General features: G+C 63.9%; 17 protein-coding genes. 7 read left to right on the top strand and 10 right to left on the bottom strand.

From position 1 onward, the window contains the following. Positions 1 to 28: 28 nt before the first annotated feature. The 7 genes from QCE64_RS33755 (at position 29) to QCE64_RS33785 (ending at position 8,419) form a co-directional block, all read left to right on the top strand. A complete protein-coding gene (locus QCE64_RS33755) occupies positions 29 to 1,222 on the top strand; it encodes a glycosyltransferase (protein WP_310008480.1) in 1,194 nt (397 codons plus the stop codon). Positions 1,223 to 1,312: 90 nt separating this feature from the next. Continuing rightward, positions 1,313 to 2,350: a glycosyl hydrolase gene (locus QCE64_RS33760; protein WP_309927233.1), complete on the top strand. Its 1,038-nt coding sequence runs from the start codon at positions 1,313 to 1,315 to the stop codon at positions 2,348 to 2,350. Between the two features lie 499 nt (positions 2,351 to 2,849). Next, a complete protein-coding gene (locus QCE64_RS33765; protein ID WP_309927235.1) occupies positions 2,850 to 5,201 on the top strand; it encodes a polysaccharide biosynthesis tyrosine autokinase in 2,352 nt (783 codons plus the stop codon). Positions 5,202 to 5,304: 103 nt separating this feature from the next. Further along, a complete protein-coding gene (locus QCE64_RS33770; protein WP_310008481.1) occupies positions 5,305 to 5,778 on the top strand; it encodes a hypothetical protein in 474 nt (157 codons plus the stop codon). 10 nt (positions 5,779 to 5,788) lie between these two features. Beyond that, a complete protein-coding gene (locus tag QCE64_RS33775; RefSeq protein WP_309927239.1) occupies positions 5,789 to 7,201 on the top strand; it encodes a hypothetical protein in 1,413 nt (470 codons plus the stop codon). Between the two features lie 97 nt (positions 7,202 to 7,298). After that, positions 7,299 to 7,640 carry an FKBP-type peptidyl-prolyl cis-trans isomerase gene (locus QCE64_RS33780; protein ID WP_309821126.1) on the top strand — a complete coding sequence of 114 codons (342 nt, stop codon included), beginning with the start codon at positions 7,299 to 7,301 and terminating at the stop codon, positions 7,638 to 7,640. Between the two features lie 11 nt (positions 7,641 to 7,651). Then, positions 7,652 to 8,419: an AraC family transcriptional regulator gene (locus QCE64_RS33785; protein ID WP_309935301.1), complete on the top strand. Its 768-nt coding sequence runs from the start codon at positions 7,652 to 7,654 to the stop codon at positions 8,417 to 8,419. A gap of 66 nt (positions 8,420 to 8,485) precedes the next feature. On the opposite strand, the gene purF is transcribed toward QCE64_RS33785, so the two are convergent. The 10 genes from purF to truA form a co-directional block, all read right to left on the bottom strand. Further along, positions 8,486 to 10,033, bottom strand: coding sequence for an amidophosphoribosyltransferase (purF, locus tag QCE64_RS33790; protein WP_310008482.1), 1,548 nt, complete (start codon positions 10,031 to 10,033; stop codon positions 8,486 to 8,488). Between the two features lie 147 nt (positions 10,034 to 10,180). Then, positions 10,181 to 10,720, bottom strand: a complete 540-nt coding sequence (locus QCE64_RS33795) for a CvpA family protein (protein ID WP_309927244.1) — start codon at positions 10,718 to 10,720, stop codon at positions 10,181 to 10,183. A gap of 9 nt (positions 10,721 to 10,729) precedes the next feature. After that, complete coding sequence (locus tag QCE64_RS33800) at positions 10,730 to 11,599, bottom strand: SPOR domain-containing protein (protein WP_310008483.1); 870 nt, start codon at positions 11,597 to 11,599, stop codon at positions 10,730 to 10,732. A gap of 90 nt (positions 11,600 to 11,689) precedes the next feature. Beyond that, complete coding sequence (folC, locus tag QCE64_RS33805) at positions 11,690 to 13,000, bottom strand: bifunctional tetrahydrofolate synthase/dihydrofolate synthase (protein WP_309821131.1); 1,311 nt, start codon at positions 12,998 to 13,000, stop codon at positions 11,690 to 11,692. A gap of 77 nt (positions 13,001 to 13,077) precedes the next feature. Beyond that, positions 13,078 to 13,950 (bottom strand): acetyl-CoA carboxylase, carboxyltransferase subunit beta, encoded by an 873-nt coding sequence (accD, locus tag QCE64_RS33810; RefSeq protein ID WP_309821132.1) that lies wholly within the window; start codon positions 13,948 to 13,950, stop codon positions 13,078 to 13,080. Positions 13,951 to 14,023: 73 nt separating this feature from the next. Then, positions 14,024 to 14,821 carry a tryptophan synthase subunit alpha gene (trpA, locus tag QCE64_RS33815; RefSeq protein ID WP_309935309.1) on the bottom strand — a complete coding sequence of 266 codons (798 nt, stop codon included), beginning with the start codon at positions 14,819 to 14,821 and terminating at the stop codon, positions 14,024 to 14,026. A gap of 84 nt (positions 14,822 to 14,905) precedes the next feature. Beyond that, a complete protein-coding gene (locus tag QCE64_RS33820; protein WP_309935310.1) occupies positions 14,906 to 15,769 on the bottom strand; it encodes a site-specific DNA-methyltransferase in 864 nt (287 codons plus the stop codon). An 11-nt stretch (positions 15,770 to 15,780) separates the two neighbouring features. Further along, the gene (gene trpB / locus QCE64_RS33825; RefSeq protein WP_309927254.1) at positions 15,781 to 16,974 is read right to left on the bottom strand and encodes a tryptophan synthase subunit beta; all 1,194 of its coding nucleotides are present in this window, start codon (positions 16,972 to 16,974) and stop codon (positions 15,781 to 15,783) included. A 48-nt stretch (positions 16,975 to 17,022) separates the two neighbouring features. Further along, positions 17,023 to 17,691 carry a phosphoribosylanthranilate isomerase gene (locus QCE64_RS33830; protein ID WP_309927256.1) on the bottom strand — a complete coding sequence of 223 codons (669 nt, stop codon included), beginning with the start codon at positions 17,689 to 17,691 and terminating at the stop codon, positions 17,023 to 17,025. After that, entirely contained in the window at positions 17,688 to 18,491 is an 804-nt protein-coding gene (gene truA, locus QCE64_RS33835; RefSeq protein WP_310008484.1) for a tRNA pseudouridine(38-40) synthase TruA, read from the bottom strand. Before truA ends, QCE64_RS33830 begins: the two co-directional genes overlap by 4 nt.

The following is an 18,491-nucleotide window of genomic DNA, read 5'->3' on the forward strand; positions in this document are numbered from 1 at the left end:
CGCACGCGCGCTGCAAGGGAGAAAGCCGGTGAAGTTGGGAATCTATTGCGACTCGGGCGTCAACGGCGGCCATGAGGAAATGCTGAAGCGTTTCATGCTGGCGCTGGTCGCGAGCGCGCAGGTCGAGACCTTGCACGTCCTCGTGCCGGCTGCTAACGAAGCGTTGTCGCGTCATGTGCGCGAACTCGCGGCCCAGCATCCGAAGGTCAAGGTCATCGCGCTGACCTACACGGCCGAGTCCATCCGCGGCAACATCTTCGCGCTGCTGCGCATGATTCGCTCGACCGCGGCCACGCTGCGCACGCTGCATCTCGACAAGCTCATGATCGCGCAAGGCACGATCGCCTCGGGGCTCGCAGGACTGATCGCCGCGCGCCGCGCGCGCACGCTGGCGGTGAGCTATCTGCCGCTGGTGGATGACGCGCCCGTGAAGGCCGGCCGCGCGGAACAGGTCAAATGGCTCGTGAAGCGCGTGCTGTACCGCATGCCGGACGAGTACGTGACGCTCAACGATCATCTGCGCGACAAGCTGCGCAAGCTCGCGCCCAAGGCGCGCACGATGATCCTGGAGAACTACGTCGACGACCGCTTCAGCCGTTCGACGCTCTCGAAGGAAGCCGCGCGCGAGTCGCTCGGGCTGCCTGATGACGGCACGACCATCGTCGCGCAGATCGGCCGGCTGAATTTCCAGCAGAAGCGTCAGGACTTCTTCATGGAGGCCATCGAGCGCAATGCGAAGGCTTTCAGTCATACGCTCGTGCTGATCGTTGGAGAAGGTCCGGATGACCCGCGCCTGCGCGAGCGCATCGCGGCCAGTCCCGCGCTGTCCGCGTGCGTGCGCATGGTCGGACCGCAGAAGGACGTGCTGCCCTATATCGTCGCAAGCGATGCCCTCGTGCTGCCATCGGCCTATGAAGGCGTGCCGCTCGTGATGATCGAGGCCGTGCTCGCTGAGCGGCCGATTGTCGTATCGCGGGTCTCGGGACTCGATTCGTACTTGCCCGACGCACTGCTGTTCCCTGCCGATGACCGCGAAGCCTTCGTCGAGCGCATTTTCACCGCACGCGATTTCTCCATGGCCTCGCTGCGTGGCGAATTCAGGCGTCGCTTCTCGCGTGAAGCCTTCGACGCGCAAGCGCAACAGGTGCTGCTGCAACCCGGCGCCCCGCGCGATGCAGGCGCTCATTCCGCGCCCAACCATACCGACGTGCTGGCCAAGTAACCGCGCGCACCTTTTCAGAGGTCAACGCCGATGCGTACCTTCCTGGTCGCCGTATCCGTATTGGGCGCATTGTCTTGCGCGGCCCTTCTGATGTCCTCGCGCAGCGGCTCGCCTGATGCGCATCACAGCAACCGCTCGATCATCGCCGATGCCGAAGCCGCCGAGCCGCCCCCGCCGAAGCTCGCTTGCGGCAAGGGTACGACCGGCGTGTTCTATGGCATTGCGGGTCATCTCGAACATCGCGGCGCGTATCGCATGAGCGATTACGATCTGCAGATCTCGCAGTTGCGCGACCTGGGCATCACCATGTATGCGCAGGATGTCTCCAGCGAAGGCAGCGCGCACATGGTCGCGGATTTCGCGCGCGCGGCCGCGAAGCAATGCATCGGCGTACTCGCGCTCGTCACGCCCTTTGAACAGGAGAAGCGCGCGAACGAGCAGGAGACATACGAACGCGCCTATGCGCTCGGGAAGACCGCGGGCCGCGTGCTCAAGGGGCTGGTTACGTACTACCAGGTGGGCAACGAGTACGACAACTGGACCATCAAGGGCGCCGACCGCAGCGGCGAGCATCCGTCAGACTATGACAATGCGATGTTCATGAAGGCGCGCGGCTCAATTCTCGGGCTCATCAAGGGCATTCGTGAGAGCAATCCGGATGCGAAGATCCTGCTGACGTCGTTCAGCTGGCTTCACTACGGCTTCACAGACATGCTCTTTGCGGGCACGCAGCCGGACGGTTCGAGCGGTCACCCGATTCCTCAATGGGACATCACCGCGTGGCACTGGTATTCGAACATGGGTTCCATCACGGCGGCTGGCCAGAACAAGGTCAACGTGCTGGAACGTCTGCGCGACAGCTATGGCAAGCCCATCTGGATCACCGAGTATGGCGTGCGTCCGAATCATCAGGATCCGGGCGGCTATCTCGTGGGCAAGGATGCATTGAAGGGTTTCGTGTCGCTTGCGAAGACCTACAACGTTCAGAACGTGACGCTCTATGAGCTCTATGACGATCAGCGCTATGGCGGCGACGGCAACTACGGCGTGATCGGCGACGATGGAAAAACACGCAAGCCCCGCTTCAATACCGTGCGCGATTTCATCAAGGCTAATCCAATGCCTTAAATTTTTAACGCTTTGATGCTACCGATACGGTCGCAGCGGAACCGCCGATTATCGCGCGAAACAGGCCGTGCGCAAGTGCCGTTCCCGACCTTGCAAGGCATCGAACGTTCGCTACTTAACAGACGCGCCCACCTCGTGACCGGAAGATGGCCTTGATGCTAATTGCTTCAAGGCCTTTCGTGTCGTTGCGCAAGCGAATCGTCGCAATGAAGGTGCGGTGACGCGCACGAGGCGGCAGCCACGGTGTCGAGGCACGAAGTGTGCTTCCATTCACCAGCGATCGTACTCCGACGGGCCCACGTGTTCCGTCAATGCGAACCAGAAGCGCCACGTGCTTCGCTCGTTCTACCTGCCTCTCGCGTCTCTGGTCTTGAAGTTCCAACGGCCATGCGCCGGATCAACAACAACGTAAGTCGCAACGCGGACATGCCGCGCGGATCTTCGCTTTTTCAATGGTCCGGGAATAACTGCTCAACTTATCGAACTGAGGACGGCGCCTTTGAACACCCTCTATGTCAACTCAGCATCTTCGCGGCACGGCAAGGAAGACGGTGAATTTACCGCGGGCGACATGCTCCGGCTGCTGCGCGATCACCTCGGCATGCTGCTCCTGTTCGTCGGGGTCGCGGCTGCCCTCGCGTCCGCCTATGCATTTCTTGCCAAGCCCATCTATTCATCGGATGTAGTCGTGCGGGTCGATCCGCCGGATCCGAATGCGCTCGGCATCGCGCCGCAAAACCAGCAGCAGATGCAGCAGCAAGGGCAAACCGTCAACCAGATTGCGCCCGCCGAGATCTCGGTGATGCAGAGCCGCTCGGTGCTCGAGCCGGTCGTCAAGCAGTTCCACTTCGACATCCGGGTCAAGCCCAACACGTTCCCGATCCTCGGCCAGCTTGCGAACATGTTCGCCAAGAAGGGGCATCTTGCACCGGCGTGGTTCGGTCTCGACTCGTACGCTTGGGGCGGTGAAGACCTGCAGATCGGCCGCCTCGATGTTCCGCCCGCACTGGAAGACCAGAAGCTCGACTTCGTTCTCCTCGACAACAACCAGTACGAGCTGCGCGACCCGGACGGCGAAGTGATCCTGCACGGCACGGTGGGCCGCCCGGCGTCGGCGAACGGCGTATCGATGCTGGTCAATCATGTCGTGGGCCACCCTGGCGTGCATTTCGACGTGACCCGTCTCAACACGCTCGACGCCATCGCGCTGATGAAGAAGACGACGAAGGTCGCGGAATCGTCGAAGGATACGGGCGTCGTGCAGATCACCTTCAACGCCGACGATCCGCAACTCACCGCCGACGTCGCCAACGCGCTGGCTCAGGCGTATCTCGGCGCCGCCGTGCAGGCGCGCCAGGCCAACGATACGAAGACGCTCGAATTCATCCGCGGAGAACTGCCGCGTCTCGAATCCGATCTGAAGAAAGCCGAAGGCAACCTGAGCGCCTATCGCGCGAAGTCGCAATCGGTCCAGCCGATCAACGAAGCGCAAGCCTATTTGCAAGGCAGCATCGTGTCGATGCAGCAGCTCGCCACGCTCAAGCTGCAACGTACGCAGATGCTGCAACGCTTCCAGCCGAGCAGCCCGCAGGTGCAGAATCTCGATCAGCAGATCGCGCAGCTCGAGTCGTCGAACCAGCAGATCCAGTCGCGCTTCGACAGCATGCCGGCATCCGAGCGCCAGAACGCTGAACTGACGCGCGATGCGCGCGTGGCCGAGACCATCTATATGGGCATGGTCAACAAGGCCGAGGAGCTCTCGGTGCGCCGTGCGAGCACGAGCGGCGGCGCGCATATCGTCGATACCGCGCTGCGTCCGTATCGTCCGGTGAAGCCTAACAAGCCGCTCGTGATTCTCGCGGGCACGGGCCTGGGCTTTTTCGTCGGCACGTTCTTCATCTTCCTGCGCCGTCACGCAATGATCGGCGTCACGGATCCGATGTTCGTGGAGCGCCGCTTGTCCGTACCGGTGCTGGGCGAAGTGCTGTACAGCCGCCAGCAGGCAATGCTGGATCACGAGATCGCAGTGTCGCCGGTCGAGCATGCGCCGCTCACCTATGCGGGTGCGCAAGGGCATGCCGCGCCCAAGGCGCTGGCCTACACCGAGGCGCCGCGGCATGATGCCTTCGCGATGCCGCACGTGCCCGAGTCTCATCGCGACGCCCGCGTGCTTGCCTCGCGCTATCCGCACGATCCTGCCGTGGAAGCCCTGCGCGCAGTGCGAACCGAGCTGTATCGCGACCTGGCCAACGCGCCGAACAACATCGTGATGCTGACCGGCCCGATTCCTTCAGCGGGCAAGAGCTTCGTCGCGGCGAACCTGGCCGTGCTGCTCGCGGAAATCGGCCTGCGCGTGTTGCTGATCGACGCCGACATGCGTCGTGGTCATATCGCCTCGTTCTTCAAGCAGTCGAATCCGGGCGGTCTCTCCGAAGTGCTGAAGGGCGAGATGCCGCTCGGCGACGCGCTGCGCTATGTGGGCGTGCCGGGGCTGTCGTTCCTGTCGTGCGGCGGCTATCCGGAGAATCCGTCCGAGCTGCTGATGATGCCCGGCTTCCGCGATACGCTTGCGCGCATGAGCGACCAGTTCGATCTCGTGCTGGTGGATACGCCGCCGTTCCTCGTCGTCACCGACGCGGCGATCGTGGCAAGCGATGCCGGCTCCACGGTGCTCGTGCTGCGCTCCGGCATCCAGAGCGAGGAAGAGATCGAAGAGACGGTGAAGAAGGTGCAGCGTGCGGGCGGCAGGCTCGTGGGATCGGTATTCAACGCGATTCCGCGTCGTCCGAGCAATCGTCGCAGTTACGGTTATGCGGCGGCTTATACGAGCACCTTCAAGGCACAGAACTGACGTCTGCATTCCGATGTCGAACACAGCGCCGCGTGACATGTCACGCGGCGTTTCAAGTTGTAGGGCGACAAAAGGCTGAAGGGGTTGCGGCGCGGATGCCGACGTGTGGCGCGCAGCCGACCGGATCGGGGAAGAGTACGCACAAGGTGACCCAATGGGCGCGCGTTTTTCCTTCAGGCATCGGCTCAAGCAGTGTCCGCGTTGTCGCAGGCCGGTCGGGGCCGATGTTCCGGTCTGTCCGCATTGCGACTTCCATCGGCTGCCGGAGCGCGCCTTCGTACCGAGGCTGCCCGCGCCGGCGAATTCGACGCCGCAGCCACGCGTCGTGAAAGCCGCCCGCAGGCGACCGCCGTTGCGGGCACTACTGGTTCTCGTGATGGCGCTGCTGGCCATCAGCGGCTACATCTCGCTGCGCGAATCAGGCATCGAAACTCGCCTGAAGTCGCTCAGTTCGCATCACTGGCTCGGCTCCGTCGATGAACAGCCGAACCATGCACCCGAAAACGAAGCTGCAAGCAGTGCGCCGGTTCCGATCGGATCACTGAATTTTGAAGAAGCCCGTTCCACGCGGGTATAACCATTCGACGATGAAAGAAAAAGCGGCGCTGACCGACCTCTACTACAGGATCTGGGCCTTCGCGATGCCGGTGACGTCGTTTTTGCTCGTCCCGTCCATCCAGGGCACGACCATCGGCTACATGATGTGCTTCCTCTCGGTGCCGCTCGTGCTGCTGTTCGGCGGCCGGGCGCGCAAGAGCTGGATGCACTTCGTGGGCGCGGCGCTCGTGGTATGGCTGCTGATGCTCTGCACGACGCAGGTCGCGGACGTCATGGCCCCCTACGATCCCGACTTCTCCAGAATCGTGCTGGTCGAGGAAACCGATCCGTTCACGTTCATCCTGCGCAAGAGCATGTTCACGCAGTCGGTCTATGTGGCCGCCGTCGTACTCTACGCGGCCTACGTGTACCACTACTACAAGCCGACCTGGGACCAGTGGCTGCTCGCCGCCATCACGCTCTTCGCGCTCTACGGGATGTTCGAAGTCGCGTACTTCGTCATCACGGGCCAGCCGGGCGACTTCATCTCCAACCGTGCATTCGGCGACCAGTTCGGCAAGGGCATCGTGCGCTCGGACGGCACGGTGAACGGCAGTTCGTTCCAGCAGATGGACATCGGCGGCATGCGCTTCCAGCGCCTCAAGGCGCTGACCGGCGAACCCTCGATGTACGCCATGTCCATGTTCCCGTTCTGGGTGTATTTCAACGCCACCTCGCGGGTGCGCTGGCCGGTCTGGATCATCGGCATCTCGCTGCTGATGAGCACCTCGTCCACCGTGCTGATCGGTTATGCGGTGTTCGCGCTGATCCGCATGCGCAAGCTCGGCATCAACCCGGTCAAGGCGCTCATCGGGCTGTTCGTGCTGTGCGTGATCGCGTATATCGCGCAGGACTACATCGCCGATCTCTTCAAGCAGATGGTGACGAACAAGCTCGAACAGAAGGACGAGTCGGGCTCTGACCGTGCGCTGCTGTTCGTCGAGTCGATGCGCCTCTGGTTCCACGGGACGCCGATGAACCAGCTGTTCGGCATCGGTTTCGGCTACGTCCGCTCGACCGACCTGTTCTCCACGTTGATGGTCAACACCGGCATTATCGGCACGATCTTCATCAGCGGGCTGATGCTCTATCCGGCATTCAAGCTCGACTGGGATGCGCGCGGCATGGCGTTGCGCCAGTGCTGCGTGGCTACCTGGACGATGATGATGGTCTCGGTGCCGGAGTTCGCCTATCTCGCGCCGTGGACCCTGGTCGCGATGGCCTATGTCCGGGTGCGTGCGCTCAAGCTCGCGAGACAACAGCGCGGCGACGAAGCCGCTGCCTCGGCCATGGAAGACGCGCAACTGGGCGCGAGCATCGGCACGTCGATTGGCCGGCATGTCGCGCCGGAACTCGGGCCGCGCATCGGCTCGCGTTTCGGGCCGCGCGGCCGGCATCTCTGAGGACTTTCAACCCTTCCACGCATGAGGTTCGCGCGCCGCCTGCTTCCGGCGGCGTTCTACAATGGCGGTTTCGACCACCGACAACCTGGGAGCAACCATGTCGACTGTCACGACCGATTCCGGTCTCAAATACGAAGATCTCACTGTCGGCGAAGGCGCCGAAGCTGTCGCCGGCAAGACGGTCAGCGTGCATTACACGGGCTGGCTCACGGATGGCCAGAAGTTCGATTCGAGCAAGGACCGTAACGACCCGTTTGCCTTCGTGCTGGGCGGCGGCATGGTCATTCGCGGCTGGGACGAAGGCGTCCAGGGCATGAAGGTCGGCGGCGTGCGCCGTCTCACCATTCCGCCGCAACTCGGCTATGGTGCACGCGGCGCGGGCGGCGTGATTCCGCCGAACGCCACGCTGGTGTTCGAAGTCGAACTGCTCGACGTCTGAGCCAGGTTTGCGTGAACGCGCCGCGGCCCCGCCCCGCCGTTGCACTGCGCCGCTATGCCGCGACGCAGGCGTCCGAGGTCCACGACTTCCATCAGATCGTGCTGGGTGTAGAGGGATCGATGGAGATGGCCGTGGACGGACGCGGCGCGCGTATCGACCGAAGCGGCGCGTGGATCATTCCAGCGGGCGCGCGTCACGATTACTGGGCCGCCGGCGACAACCGCCAGCTCGTGCTCGATCTTCCGCTGGCGTCGCTCGCCGTGCCCGAGCGCTTCTTCGAGCAGGCGCGTTGCATCACGCTTCATCCTTCCATCACGCGGCTGGTCGCCGGGTTCGCACCTGGCGCGGGCGTCGGTCAATCGCATGAGTGTCATCGCTTTGCCTGGCAAGCGGCCGCGCATCTGTGCGGCGCGCTCATGCACGATGCCGGCAATGCCGCATTCCCTTCGAAAGGCCTCGATTTCGCCCGCATCGACGCGTGGCTGCGCCGGCATCTCGCCGAGCCGCTGCGCATCGCCGATCTCGCGGCGCATTGCGGCTTCGGCATGCGGCGGTTCCACCAGCTGTTCAACGATGCCTTCGGCGAGACGCCGCATCGCTATGTGCAACGTCTGCGGCTCGATACCGCGCTGACACGATTGGCCGATCCGCTCGCCGCGCTCACGGACATCGCGCTCGATTGCGGCTTCGCCGATCAGAGCACGTTCACGCATGCCTTCACGAAACGTTTCGGCATGGCGCCGGGACAATGGCGTGCGGGCAGCACGCGCACGCACTGATTCTGCAAAAAAGCCCGCTCGTCCTCACAGACGAAGCGGGCTCCCAAGATCACGCCGTAAAGCGCGTTACTCGACCGATAGTTGCAGATGCAACTGTGAGCGCGCCATGCCGCCATCCATCGCTTCGCTCGCAGCATCGCGATCCGATTGCGACTGCGGCGCCAGACGCGCCGACTCGATGCGATCCAGATAATCGGTCGTCACGTCGCCGGTGATGTAGTTGCCGTCGAAGCACGAGGCCTCGAAGTCCTTCAGTTCCGGATTGATGTCACGGATCGCGTTCTTCAGGTCTTCCACGTCCTGATACACGAGATAGTCCGCGCCGATCATGCGCGCCACTTCCTCATCCGTGCGGCCGTGCGCCACGAGTTCGCCGCGCGTCGGCATGTCGATGCCGTACACGTTCGGGTACTTAACCGGCGGCGCCGCCGAAGCGAAGATCACCTTGTTCGCGCCCGCGTCACGCGCCATCTGCACGATCTCGTGGGACGTCGTGCCGCGCACGATCGAATCATCGACGATCAGCACATTCTTGCCCTTGAACTCGATGCCCATCGCATTGAGCTTCTGGCGCACCGACTTCTTGCGCACCGCCTGGCCCGGCATGATGAAGGTGCGGCCCACGTAGCGGTTCTTGAAGAAGCCCTCGCGATACTCGACGCCCAGCTTCGCGGCGACCTGCATCGCGGCGGGACGCGAGGAATCGGGAATTGGCATGACAACGTCGATGGCCACGTCCGGCAGCACGCGCTTGATCTTCTCGGCGAGGTAATCGCCCATGCGCAGGCGCGCGTTGTAGACCGGCACGCCGTCGAGGCACGAGTCCGGACGCGCGAGATAGACGAGCTCGAAGATGCACGGATTCAGCGCGGGCTTCTCGGCGCACTGGTGGCTGTGCAGGTTGCCGTCGCTGTCGATGAAGATCGCTTCGCCCGGTTCCACGTCACGCACGAATTCGAAACCAATGCCTTCGATCGCCACCGATTCCGATGCCACCATCCACTCGACGCCCGTCGCCGTTTCCAGCTTGCCGAGCACCAGCGGACGAATGCCGAACGGATCGCGGAAGGCCACGAGGCCATAGCCCGCGATCAGCGACACGATCGCATACGAGCCCTTCACCCGGCGATGCACGCCGGCCACGGCCTTCCACAGCGCGGCGGCGTCGAGCTGCAGGCCGGAGCTGGCGAGCTGCAGTTCGTGGGCGAAGACGTTGAGCAGAACTTCGGTGTCGGATGCGGTGTTGATGTGCCGGCGGTCGATGCGGAACATCTCGTCCTTCAACTGCGGCCAGTTCGTCAGATTGCCGTTGTGCGCGAGGATGATCCCGAACGGCGCATTCACGTAGAACGGCTGCGCTTCTTCCTCGCTCGCGGCGGAACCGGCGGTCGGATAACGCACCTGGCCGATGCCGACGTTGCCCGGCAGGCTGCGCATGTTGCGCGTGCGGAACACGTCGCGCACCATGCCGTTGGCCTTGTGCATGTGGAAGTTGTTGCCGTTCGCCGTGGCAATGCCCGCTGCGTCCTGGCCGCGATGTTGCAGCAGGAGCAGGCTGTCATAGATCAGCTGGTTGACGGGGCTTTGGGAAACTACACCTACGATGCCGCACATGGCATGGTCCTTCAAAGAGTCGAAACGGGGTGAGAAGGCGTTGCTGGTCCAGCGGACGCATTCACGCGTCCGGCTGCACGAAGCTGCCCTTACCGGGTCGAAGTGGGTCTTCGAGCCGTCGCGCGCCCCATGTAGCCGGCCGTTCGTCTATTGTGCGGCGTTTGGCGCCATGCCGCTGGAGCCAACAGCGGGGGCGACGTGCACATACGCGGCGAGCGTATCGGGGAGCAGCAGTTTCAGTTCACGCACGCCCTGCTCGGCCGTCGGCCTCAGCAGCGCATTGCGCCAGAAATCTTTCTGAGGTAGTTCGGTCAAGCCCGCCAGGGCGACCAGAATGACTACCAATATAGCGCCTCTGACGAGGCCGAAAAGCAAGCCCAGCGAGCGGTCCACGCCGCGCAGGCCGGTCACTTCCGTGACGCGCGTCAGCAATGCGGACAGTACGCTTGACAGCAACAGCACCGCCGCCACGACCAGCAGGAACGCCACCAGCCATTGCGTGAGCGCGCCGCCCGGCCAGGTGTCCGGAATATACGGAACGACGAGCCCGACAAAACGCCCCGCGATCAGGATGGCGGCGATCCACCCGACCAACCCGAAGGCCTCGGCCAGCAGGCCGCGCCACATGCCGCGCAGGGCGGACAGGCCGATCACGGCCATCACGCCATAGTCGAAAGCGGTGAACATCGGATGCGCTTAGTTCGATGTCGACCGGGTGCCGCCGCCGAGACCGGCCTGGCGCACCTTGACCAGCGCCGCCTGCGCCGCCGCGCGATCCGCGAACGGCCCGGCGCGCAGCAGCGAACGGGTCGAGCCGTCCGATTGCTTGCGATGTTCGAGATATGCGGGCACACCTGCGGACTTCAACTTGCTGACCCAGTTCTGAGCGGCGGTTTCGTCGTCGAACTGGCCGATCTGCAGCACGAAGCGGCTGCCGGCCGGCGATGCCGGCGTGTTCGCGGCGCTCGCAGCGGCGTTGGCCGCGGTGGTCGCGTTGGCGTCTTCGGAAGGTGTCGTGGCCTGCGGCTTGGCTGCGGGGGGCTTGGCAGCCTGAGTAGCGGTGGCGGCAGGCTTCGATGCCTGCGGCTTCGCTTCGGGCTTGGGTGCTTCCTTGGCGTCCGGCTTGGTCTGCGCCACCGCCGCCGACGACGCGGCCTGCGGCGGCGTCATGCCGCCGGTGACACTACCCGACGCGTTCACCGGGCCATCGTGGGCCACGCCCGCTTGCGTGTCGGCGTCGTTCGCGTCGCGCGACGGCTTCATGGCCGGCGCGGGGCGATTCGGAATGTCGATGGAGATGTCGTCGGTGACGGGCTTCGGGCGGGAGTCGAGCACCATCGGCAGGATGATGACCGCCGCCAGCACCAGCGCAATGGCGCCCACCAGCCGGCGGCGCGCGCGCTGCTTTTCCGGCAGCGTGGGGTCGAGCATCATGGCGTCGGCGTCGGTGCGCTCGGATCTGCGCGTGCGGCGTTCCGTGCGGACGGTTTGACGCGAACCGCGTCCGGAGTCCGAATATGCGTCGCGACCGGAGTCGTCTTTCTTGCCGAACGAGAAGAGTCCCATGTATCGCTTGGTGCAGATGGGTGCCCGCGAGTGCTGATCCTGCGAATGCTGCCGATCAGCGCCGACGGCCGCCCGTCTCAGTGATGCCGCTCAATGATGTTGCGACTTGCGGAAGGCCATGACGCCGGCCACCGTGTAGAAACTGCCGAAAACCAAAATTCTATCATTTTCGGAGGCCCTGCTTAACGCGTCTTGAAAGGCGGCGGCAGGGTTTTCAAAACGGGAAACGCTGCTGTCGGGTCCGTCGTTGACCCCGGCATCGCGCAAAGCGCTCTCCAGCTGCTCCGCCGATGCACCCCGCGACGTTGGCAGCGCGGTCACGTTCCAGTGATCGATCTCGCCTTTCAGATGCGTCAGCACACCTTCGATGTCCTTGTCGCGCATGGCGCCGAACACCGCGTAAGTGTACGGAAAGTAGCCCATGTTGCCGAGATTTTGCGCCAGTACCGCGGCTGCATGCGGATTGTGCGCGACATCGAGAATGACTTGCGGCTTGCCGGGCAACACCTGGAAGCGTCCCGCCAGCTCCACGTTGGCAAGTCCGAGCCGGATGTCCTGCGCCGACACCGGCACGCGGTCGCGCAAGGATTCCAGCGCCGCCAGCGCCGCCGACGTGTTGATCAGCTGGTTCGCGCCGCGCAGCGCCGGATAGGCGAGCGCCGAACGACGCTGCTCACGGCCGAGATAGCTCCACTGCTGGCGCTCGTTGCCCGGCTGCGCTTCGTAACGGAAGTCGCGGCCGACCAGCCAGAGATCCGCACCGACTGCTTCGGCATGATCGATCAGGCTTTGCGGCGGCGACGGATCGCCGCAGATCGCGGGCTTGCCCGAGCGGAAGATGCCTGCCTTCTCGAAGCCGATCTTCTCGCGCGTGTCACCGAGAAAGTCCGTATGGTCGATGTCGATGCTCGTGATTACCGCGCAATCCGTATCGACGATATTCACCGCGTCCAGACGTCCGCCGAGCCCGACTTCGAGCACCACCGCGTCCAGCCCGCGCGACGCGAACAGATGCAGGATGGCCAGGGTCGTGAATTCGAAGTACGTCAGCGACACTGGCTCAGGCAGGCTCGCGCGCGCCTTTTCCACGGCCTCGAAGTGCTCGAGCAGGTCGGCATCGCTGGCCTCGGCGCCATCGATGCGCGCCCTTTCGTTGAAGGTCAGCAGATGCGGCGACGTGTGGCAGCCCACGCGATAACCCGCGCGCAGCAGGATGGTTTCGAGGATCGCGCAGGTCGAGCCCTTGCCGTTCGTGCCGCCGACCGTGATCACCGGGCAGTCGAAGTGCAGGCCGAGCGCGTCCTTGACCCGGCCGATGCGCGTCAGCCCCATGTCGATGCCGACCGGATGCGCGGCTTCCAGATGGGTGAGCCAGGCGTCGAGGGAGGGAAAAGTGTTCATATGCGGAATGATGAAAGCAAAAACGCCGCGCGGAACCTTGAGGGTTCACGCGCGGCGCGGCGCTGCGTGGGGCACGCTCAGGCGACGGCGTCGGCCGGCTGCCGGGTCATCAGCGCCATCAACTGGGCGATTTCCTCGCGCAGCTTGCGGCGGTCCACGATCATGTCGACCGCGCCCTTCGTCAGCAGGAATTCGGCACGCTGGAAGCCTTCCGGCAATTTCTCGCGCACGGTCTGCTCGATCACGCGCGGACCGGCGAAGCCGATCAGCGCCTTCGGCTCGGCGATGACCACGTCGCCCAGGAACGCAAAGCTCGCCGACACGCCGCCCATCGTCGGATCCGTCAGGACGGAGATGAAAGGCAGCTTGGCGTCAGCCAGCTTGGTCAGCAAGGCAGTGGTCTTGGCCATCTGCATCAGCGAAAGCAGGCTTTCCTGCATGCGGGCGCCGCCCGAAGCCGTGAAGCAGATGAACGGCACGTTTTGTTCGAGCGCATTGCGCGCGCCGCGGGCGAAGCGTTCGCCGACCACCGAACCCATCGAGCCGCCCATGAAGGAGAACTCGAAGCAGGCGACCACGCAGGGAATCGTATGGATGGCGCCGCCCATGACGACCATGGCGTCGGTTTCGCCGGTGTCGTCCATTGCTTCCTTGATGCGGTCCGGGTACTTGCGGCTGTCCTTGAACTTGAGCGCATCGACCGGCACGACTTCCTGGCCGATTTCATAACGGCCTTCCGGATCCAGCAGGCGGTCGAGCCGCTCGCGCGCGCCGATGCGCATGTGATGGCTGCACTTCGGGCAGACATGCAGGTTCGCCTCGACGTCGTTGCGATACAGCACGGCCTCGCACGACGGGCACTTCACCCACAGGCCTTCGGGAATGCCCTTGCGGCTTTTGGGATCGGTTTGCTTGATCTTGGGCGGCAGCAGTTTGTCGAGCCAGCTCATCGTTTTTCCTTGACTATTCAGTCGCCGCACGGCGCGCCCAGAATCGGGCGGGCCGCGGCGGCGCGTATTTTACTCAGGCATCGAGCGCCTGACGAATTTCCGCGATGAAACTCGTCAGCGACGCGGCAGCGGTGTCGGGCTTGGCTTCCTCGAGCAGTTGCACGAGGCGGCTGCCGATCACGACGGCATCCGCGACTTCGGCGACGGCGCGGGCGGTTTGCGCGTCGCGAATGCCGAAACCGACGCCGATCGGCAGGGGCACATGCGACTTGATGGCCGGGATTTTACTCGCGATGCTGGAAACGTCCAGATTTGCCGAGCCGGTCACGCCCTTGAGGGAGACGTAATAGACATAGCCGCTCGCAATTTTGCCGACCGCCGCCACCCGCGCGTCGGTGGACGTGGGCGCGAGCAGGAAGATCGGATCGATGCCGGCCGCGGTCATGGCCTGACCGAAGTCCGCAGCTTCCTCGGGCGGGTAGTCCACCACCAGCACGCCGTCCACGCCAGCTTCCTGGGCGGCTTTCGCGAAGTGCTGGGCGCCCATGCGTTCGATCGGATTGGCATAGCCCATCAGGACAACGGGCGTCGTGTCGTTGGTTTCGCGGAAGCGCGCCACGTCGGCGAGCACGCGCTTCAGCGTAACGCCGCGCGCCAGCGCCCGTTCCGAGGAACGCTGGATGACGGGACCGTCCGCCATCGGGTCGGAAAACGGCACGCCCAGTTCGATGACGTCCGCGCCGCCCTTGGCCAGCGCATGCATGAATTCGACCGTCTGTTCCGGGTTCGGGTCGCCGGCGGTAATGAACGGGATCAATCCCTTCCGGCCTTGCGTGGCCAGCGCCGCAAAAGTGTTCTTGATACGGGACATGAGAATTCTCGATTCGGATTCGTTGGCCTCTGAAGTCGTGCGAACATCGGAGGCGATCTGCGACGAAAATGCGTGCTACGGGCGTTATTCGGCCGTTTCAGTCGCGGCGTCGATCACGAGCGGCGGTCGGCGGCGGGTCTCCGGCAGTTTCGGCTTGCGATCCTCGGCCAGCCGGTTTTCCGCAATTGCACAGTAATCCGCGTTGATCTCGTAGCCGGTAAAAGCTCGGCCGTGACGGGCACAGGCCACTGCGGTCGTGCCGCTGCCCATGAACGGATCGAGCACGCGCCCGCCCGGCGGACAGCTCGCCAGCACCATGCGTTCGACGATCTCCAGAGGCTTTTGCGTCGGATGATCGACCCGCTCCGCGTGCTGCCGATGCAGCCGCGATACGGACCAGACATCCTTCGGGTTATAGCCGAGCTCCAGCCACTTGCTGCCTTCGAAGATCTTGCGCGAGCGCGCCTTTTTCGTCTCTGCGTCGTAGGGGATGCGCACCGGATCGAGATCGAAGTAATAATCCTTCGATACCGCGAAATAACCGATGTTGTCATGCACTGACGTGAATTTACGCGTCGTTCCCCCCATGCTCGGCACACGGCGGTCCCAGACGATCTCGTTGATCATCAGCAGGCGCCGCTTCAGGAACACGAAGAGTTCGGGCGAGTATTGCCACGTGCAGAAGATGTACAGCGAGCCGCTGGGCTTCAGCTTCGGTATCGCCAGGTCAAGCCATCGATACGTCCACTCCAGGAAAGCCTCGCCGGACAACATGTCCGAGTCGTTCCCGTAATCCTTGCCCAGACCATAAGGCGGATCGGCGACGACCAGATCAATCGACGCATTGGGGATGTTCTCGGCATCGGCCAGAAAGTCACGGTTGCGAATGTCGCTGCCGGCGCTGGTGAGAGCGCCGGCGGACAAGGGCTCGTCGATGACGGTGCGCATCTATCGGGGGCTCAGAACTGGATGCCCGATCGCTCGGCGACCGTATGCATGTCCTTGTCACCCCGGCCCGACAGATTGACGAGCAGCACCTTGTCGCGCGGCAGCGTCTGCGCGAGCTTCGCGCCGTAGGCGAGCGCGTGGCTCGATTCAAGCGCAGGGATGATGCCCTCGATGCGGCAGCAGTCGTGGAAGGCCTTGAGCGCTTCGTCGTCGGTGATGCCGACGTATTCGGCACGACCCTCGTCCTTCAGCCACGCGTGCTCGGGGCCCACGCCCGGGTAGTCCAGGCCCGCCGAGATCGAATGCGTCTCGATGATCTGCCCGTCCGCGTCCTGCAGCAGATAAGTACGATTGCCGTGCAACACGCCGGGGCTTCCGCCCATCAGTGAGGCAGCGTGACGGCCGGTGTCGATGCCGTCTCCCGCCGCTTCGACGCCGATCAGCCGCACGTCCTTGTCGTCGATGTAAGGATAAAAGATGCCCATCGCATTCGATCCGCCGCCAACGCACGCGATCACCGCGTCCGGCTGACGACCGGCCATCTCAGGCATCTGCACGCGGCATTCGTCGCCGATCACGCGCTGGAAGTCGCGCACCATCATCGGATAGGGATGCGGGCCCGCTACCGTGCCTATGATGTAGAACGTGTTCTCGACATTCGTGACCCAGTCGCGCATCGCTTCGTTGAGGGCGTCCTTCAACGTCTTCGAGCCGGATTCCACCGGCACGACCGTCGCACCGAGCAACTTCATTCGATAGACATTCGCGGCCTGCCGGCGCACGTCTTCCGCGCCCATGTAGACCACGCATTCCATGCCGAAACGCGCCGCGATGGTCGCCGTCGCCACGCCGTGCTGGCCCGCGCCGGTTTCCGCGATCACACGCGGCTTGCCCATCTTGCGAGCGAGCAGCGCCTGACCGATCACGTTGTTGACCTTGTGCGCGCCCGTGTGATTCAGGTCCTCGCGCTTCAGATAAAGCTGCGCGCCGCCCAGCATCTCGCTCCAGCGCCGCGCATGATAAATGGGCGACGGACGGCCCACGTAGTGCTTGAGCTCGTACTCGTACTCAGCGATGAATTCGGGATCTTTTTGAGCCGCTTCATACGCGACGCGCAATTCGTCGAGCGCGTGGATGAGCGTTTCGGAGACGAAAACGCCTCCAAACTGGCCGAAATGGCCTCTTTCGTCTGGCAAGTTGTACATTTGCGTCACTCTCGGTTACGCAGACCGGCTGTGCGTTCCGCGTTCGATTTACCCAGCATCCGCTGCGCGCACCGCGCGCACGAATGCCGCCATTCGGGCGGGATCTTTCACGCCCTTGGCGCCCGGTACTTCGATGCCGCTGGAGACATCGACCGCGTACGGGCGCACACGCCGAATGGCGTCATGGACGTTTTGCGCGTTCAAGCCACCACTCAAAACGGCCTGATGCCCGAGATCTGTTGGGATAAGTGACCAATCGAATACCTTTCCACCGCCGCCGAAGCCCTCGACGAGGGCGTCGAGCAGAAGGCCGCCTGCGGCTTTGAACTGATTTGACGATTCTATCAAATGGCCTGGGGACGCATCAGGCCCAATTCGCAGTGCGCGCCAATAGGACAAACCCGCAATGCGCGCCAGTTCCTCGCATTGTTCGGGGGTTTCATCGCCGTGGAATTGCAGCAGCGAGAGCGGCACATTCGACGTGACTTCGCGGATCCAGTCGGGCGTCGCATTCACGAACAGGCCGACGATCGAGACCAGCGGCGGCACATGCCGGGCCAGTTCGGCCGCCTGCGCGACGCTCACCGAGCGCGGGCTGGGCGGATAGAACACAAAGCCGACGGCGTCCGCGCCAAGCGCCACGGCATGCTGCACGTCCTCGACGCGCGACAGTCCGCACAGTTTGATGCGGGTTCGATGCAGATCGGTTTCGTTCATGTCGGCTCGGCCCAGACGGCGCTCCAGGGCATGGCAGCGAGGTGCGGCGGCGGCACCGCAAAGTGTTCAGGATAGCCGACCTCGGCGAGATACAGCCCGTCCGGCATGAAAGTGGGCGCGGCGATGCGCCGGTCGCGCGCGGCGAGCACGTCGGCCATCCAGGACGCCGGATGACGCCCCCGGCCGATCGCCACGAAACATCCCATCAGGTTGCGCACCATGTGATGCAGAAACGCATTGGCGCGCAAGCGGAAGTGGATGAAGTCGCCCCGTTCCCGCACATCGATCTGATGGAGATGCTTGACCGGCGTCTTCGACTGGCAATCGGCGGCGCGGAACGACGAAAAATCATGCTCGCCGATCAGGCAGGCAGCCGCGTCGCGCATCGCGGCGACATCGAGCGGCGTATGGACCCAACCCGCGCGCCTTGCCAGCATCGGCGAGCGCACCGGATTCACACACAGCACGTAATAGTAAGTGCGCTCGAACGCCGCGAAACGCGCGTGGAAATCGTCGGGCATCGTCCGGGCCCATTGCACGGCGACGGTCTCCGGCAGAAAGGCGTTGGTGCCGCGCACCCAGGAGAACTCGGCGCGGTCCAGGTCGGTGTCGAAGTGCACGACTTGTCCCAGACCGTGAACCCCGGTATCCGTGCGGCCGGCAACGATCGTCTGCAGCGGCGTCTGCGCAATCTCCGCGCGCGCGCGCGCCAGCGCGGTCTGCACGGTCTTGCCGTGCGGCTGGGACTGCCAGCCGCAAAACGCCGAGCCGTCGTACTGAATGCCTAAAGCAATGCGCAT

The organism is Caballeronia sp. LZ043 (genome assembly GCF_031451075.1).
Taxonomy (GTDB): domain Bacteria; phylum Pseudomonadota; class Gammaproteobacteria; order Burkholderiales; family Burkholderiaceae; genus Caballeronia.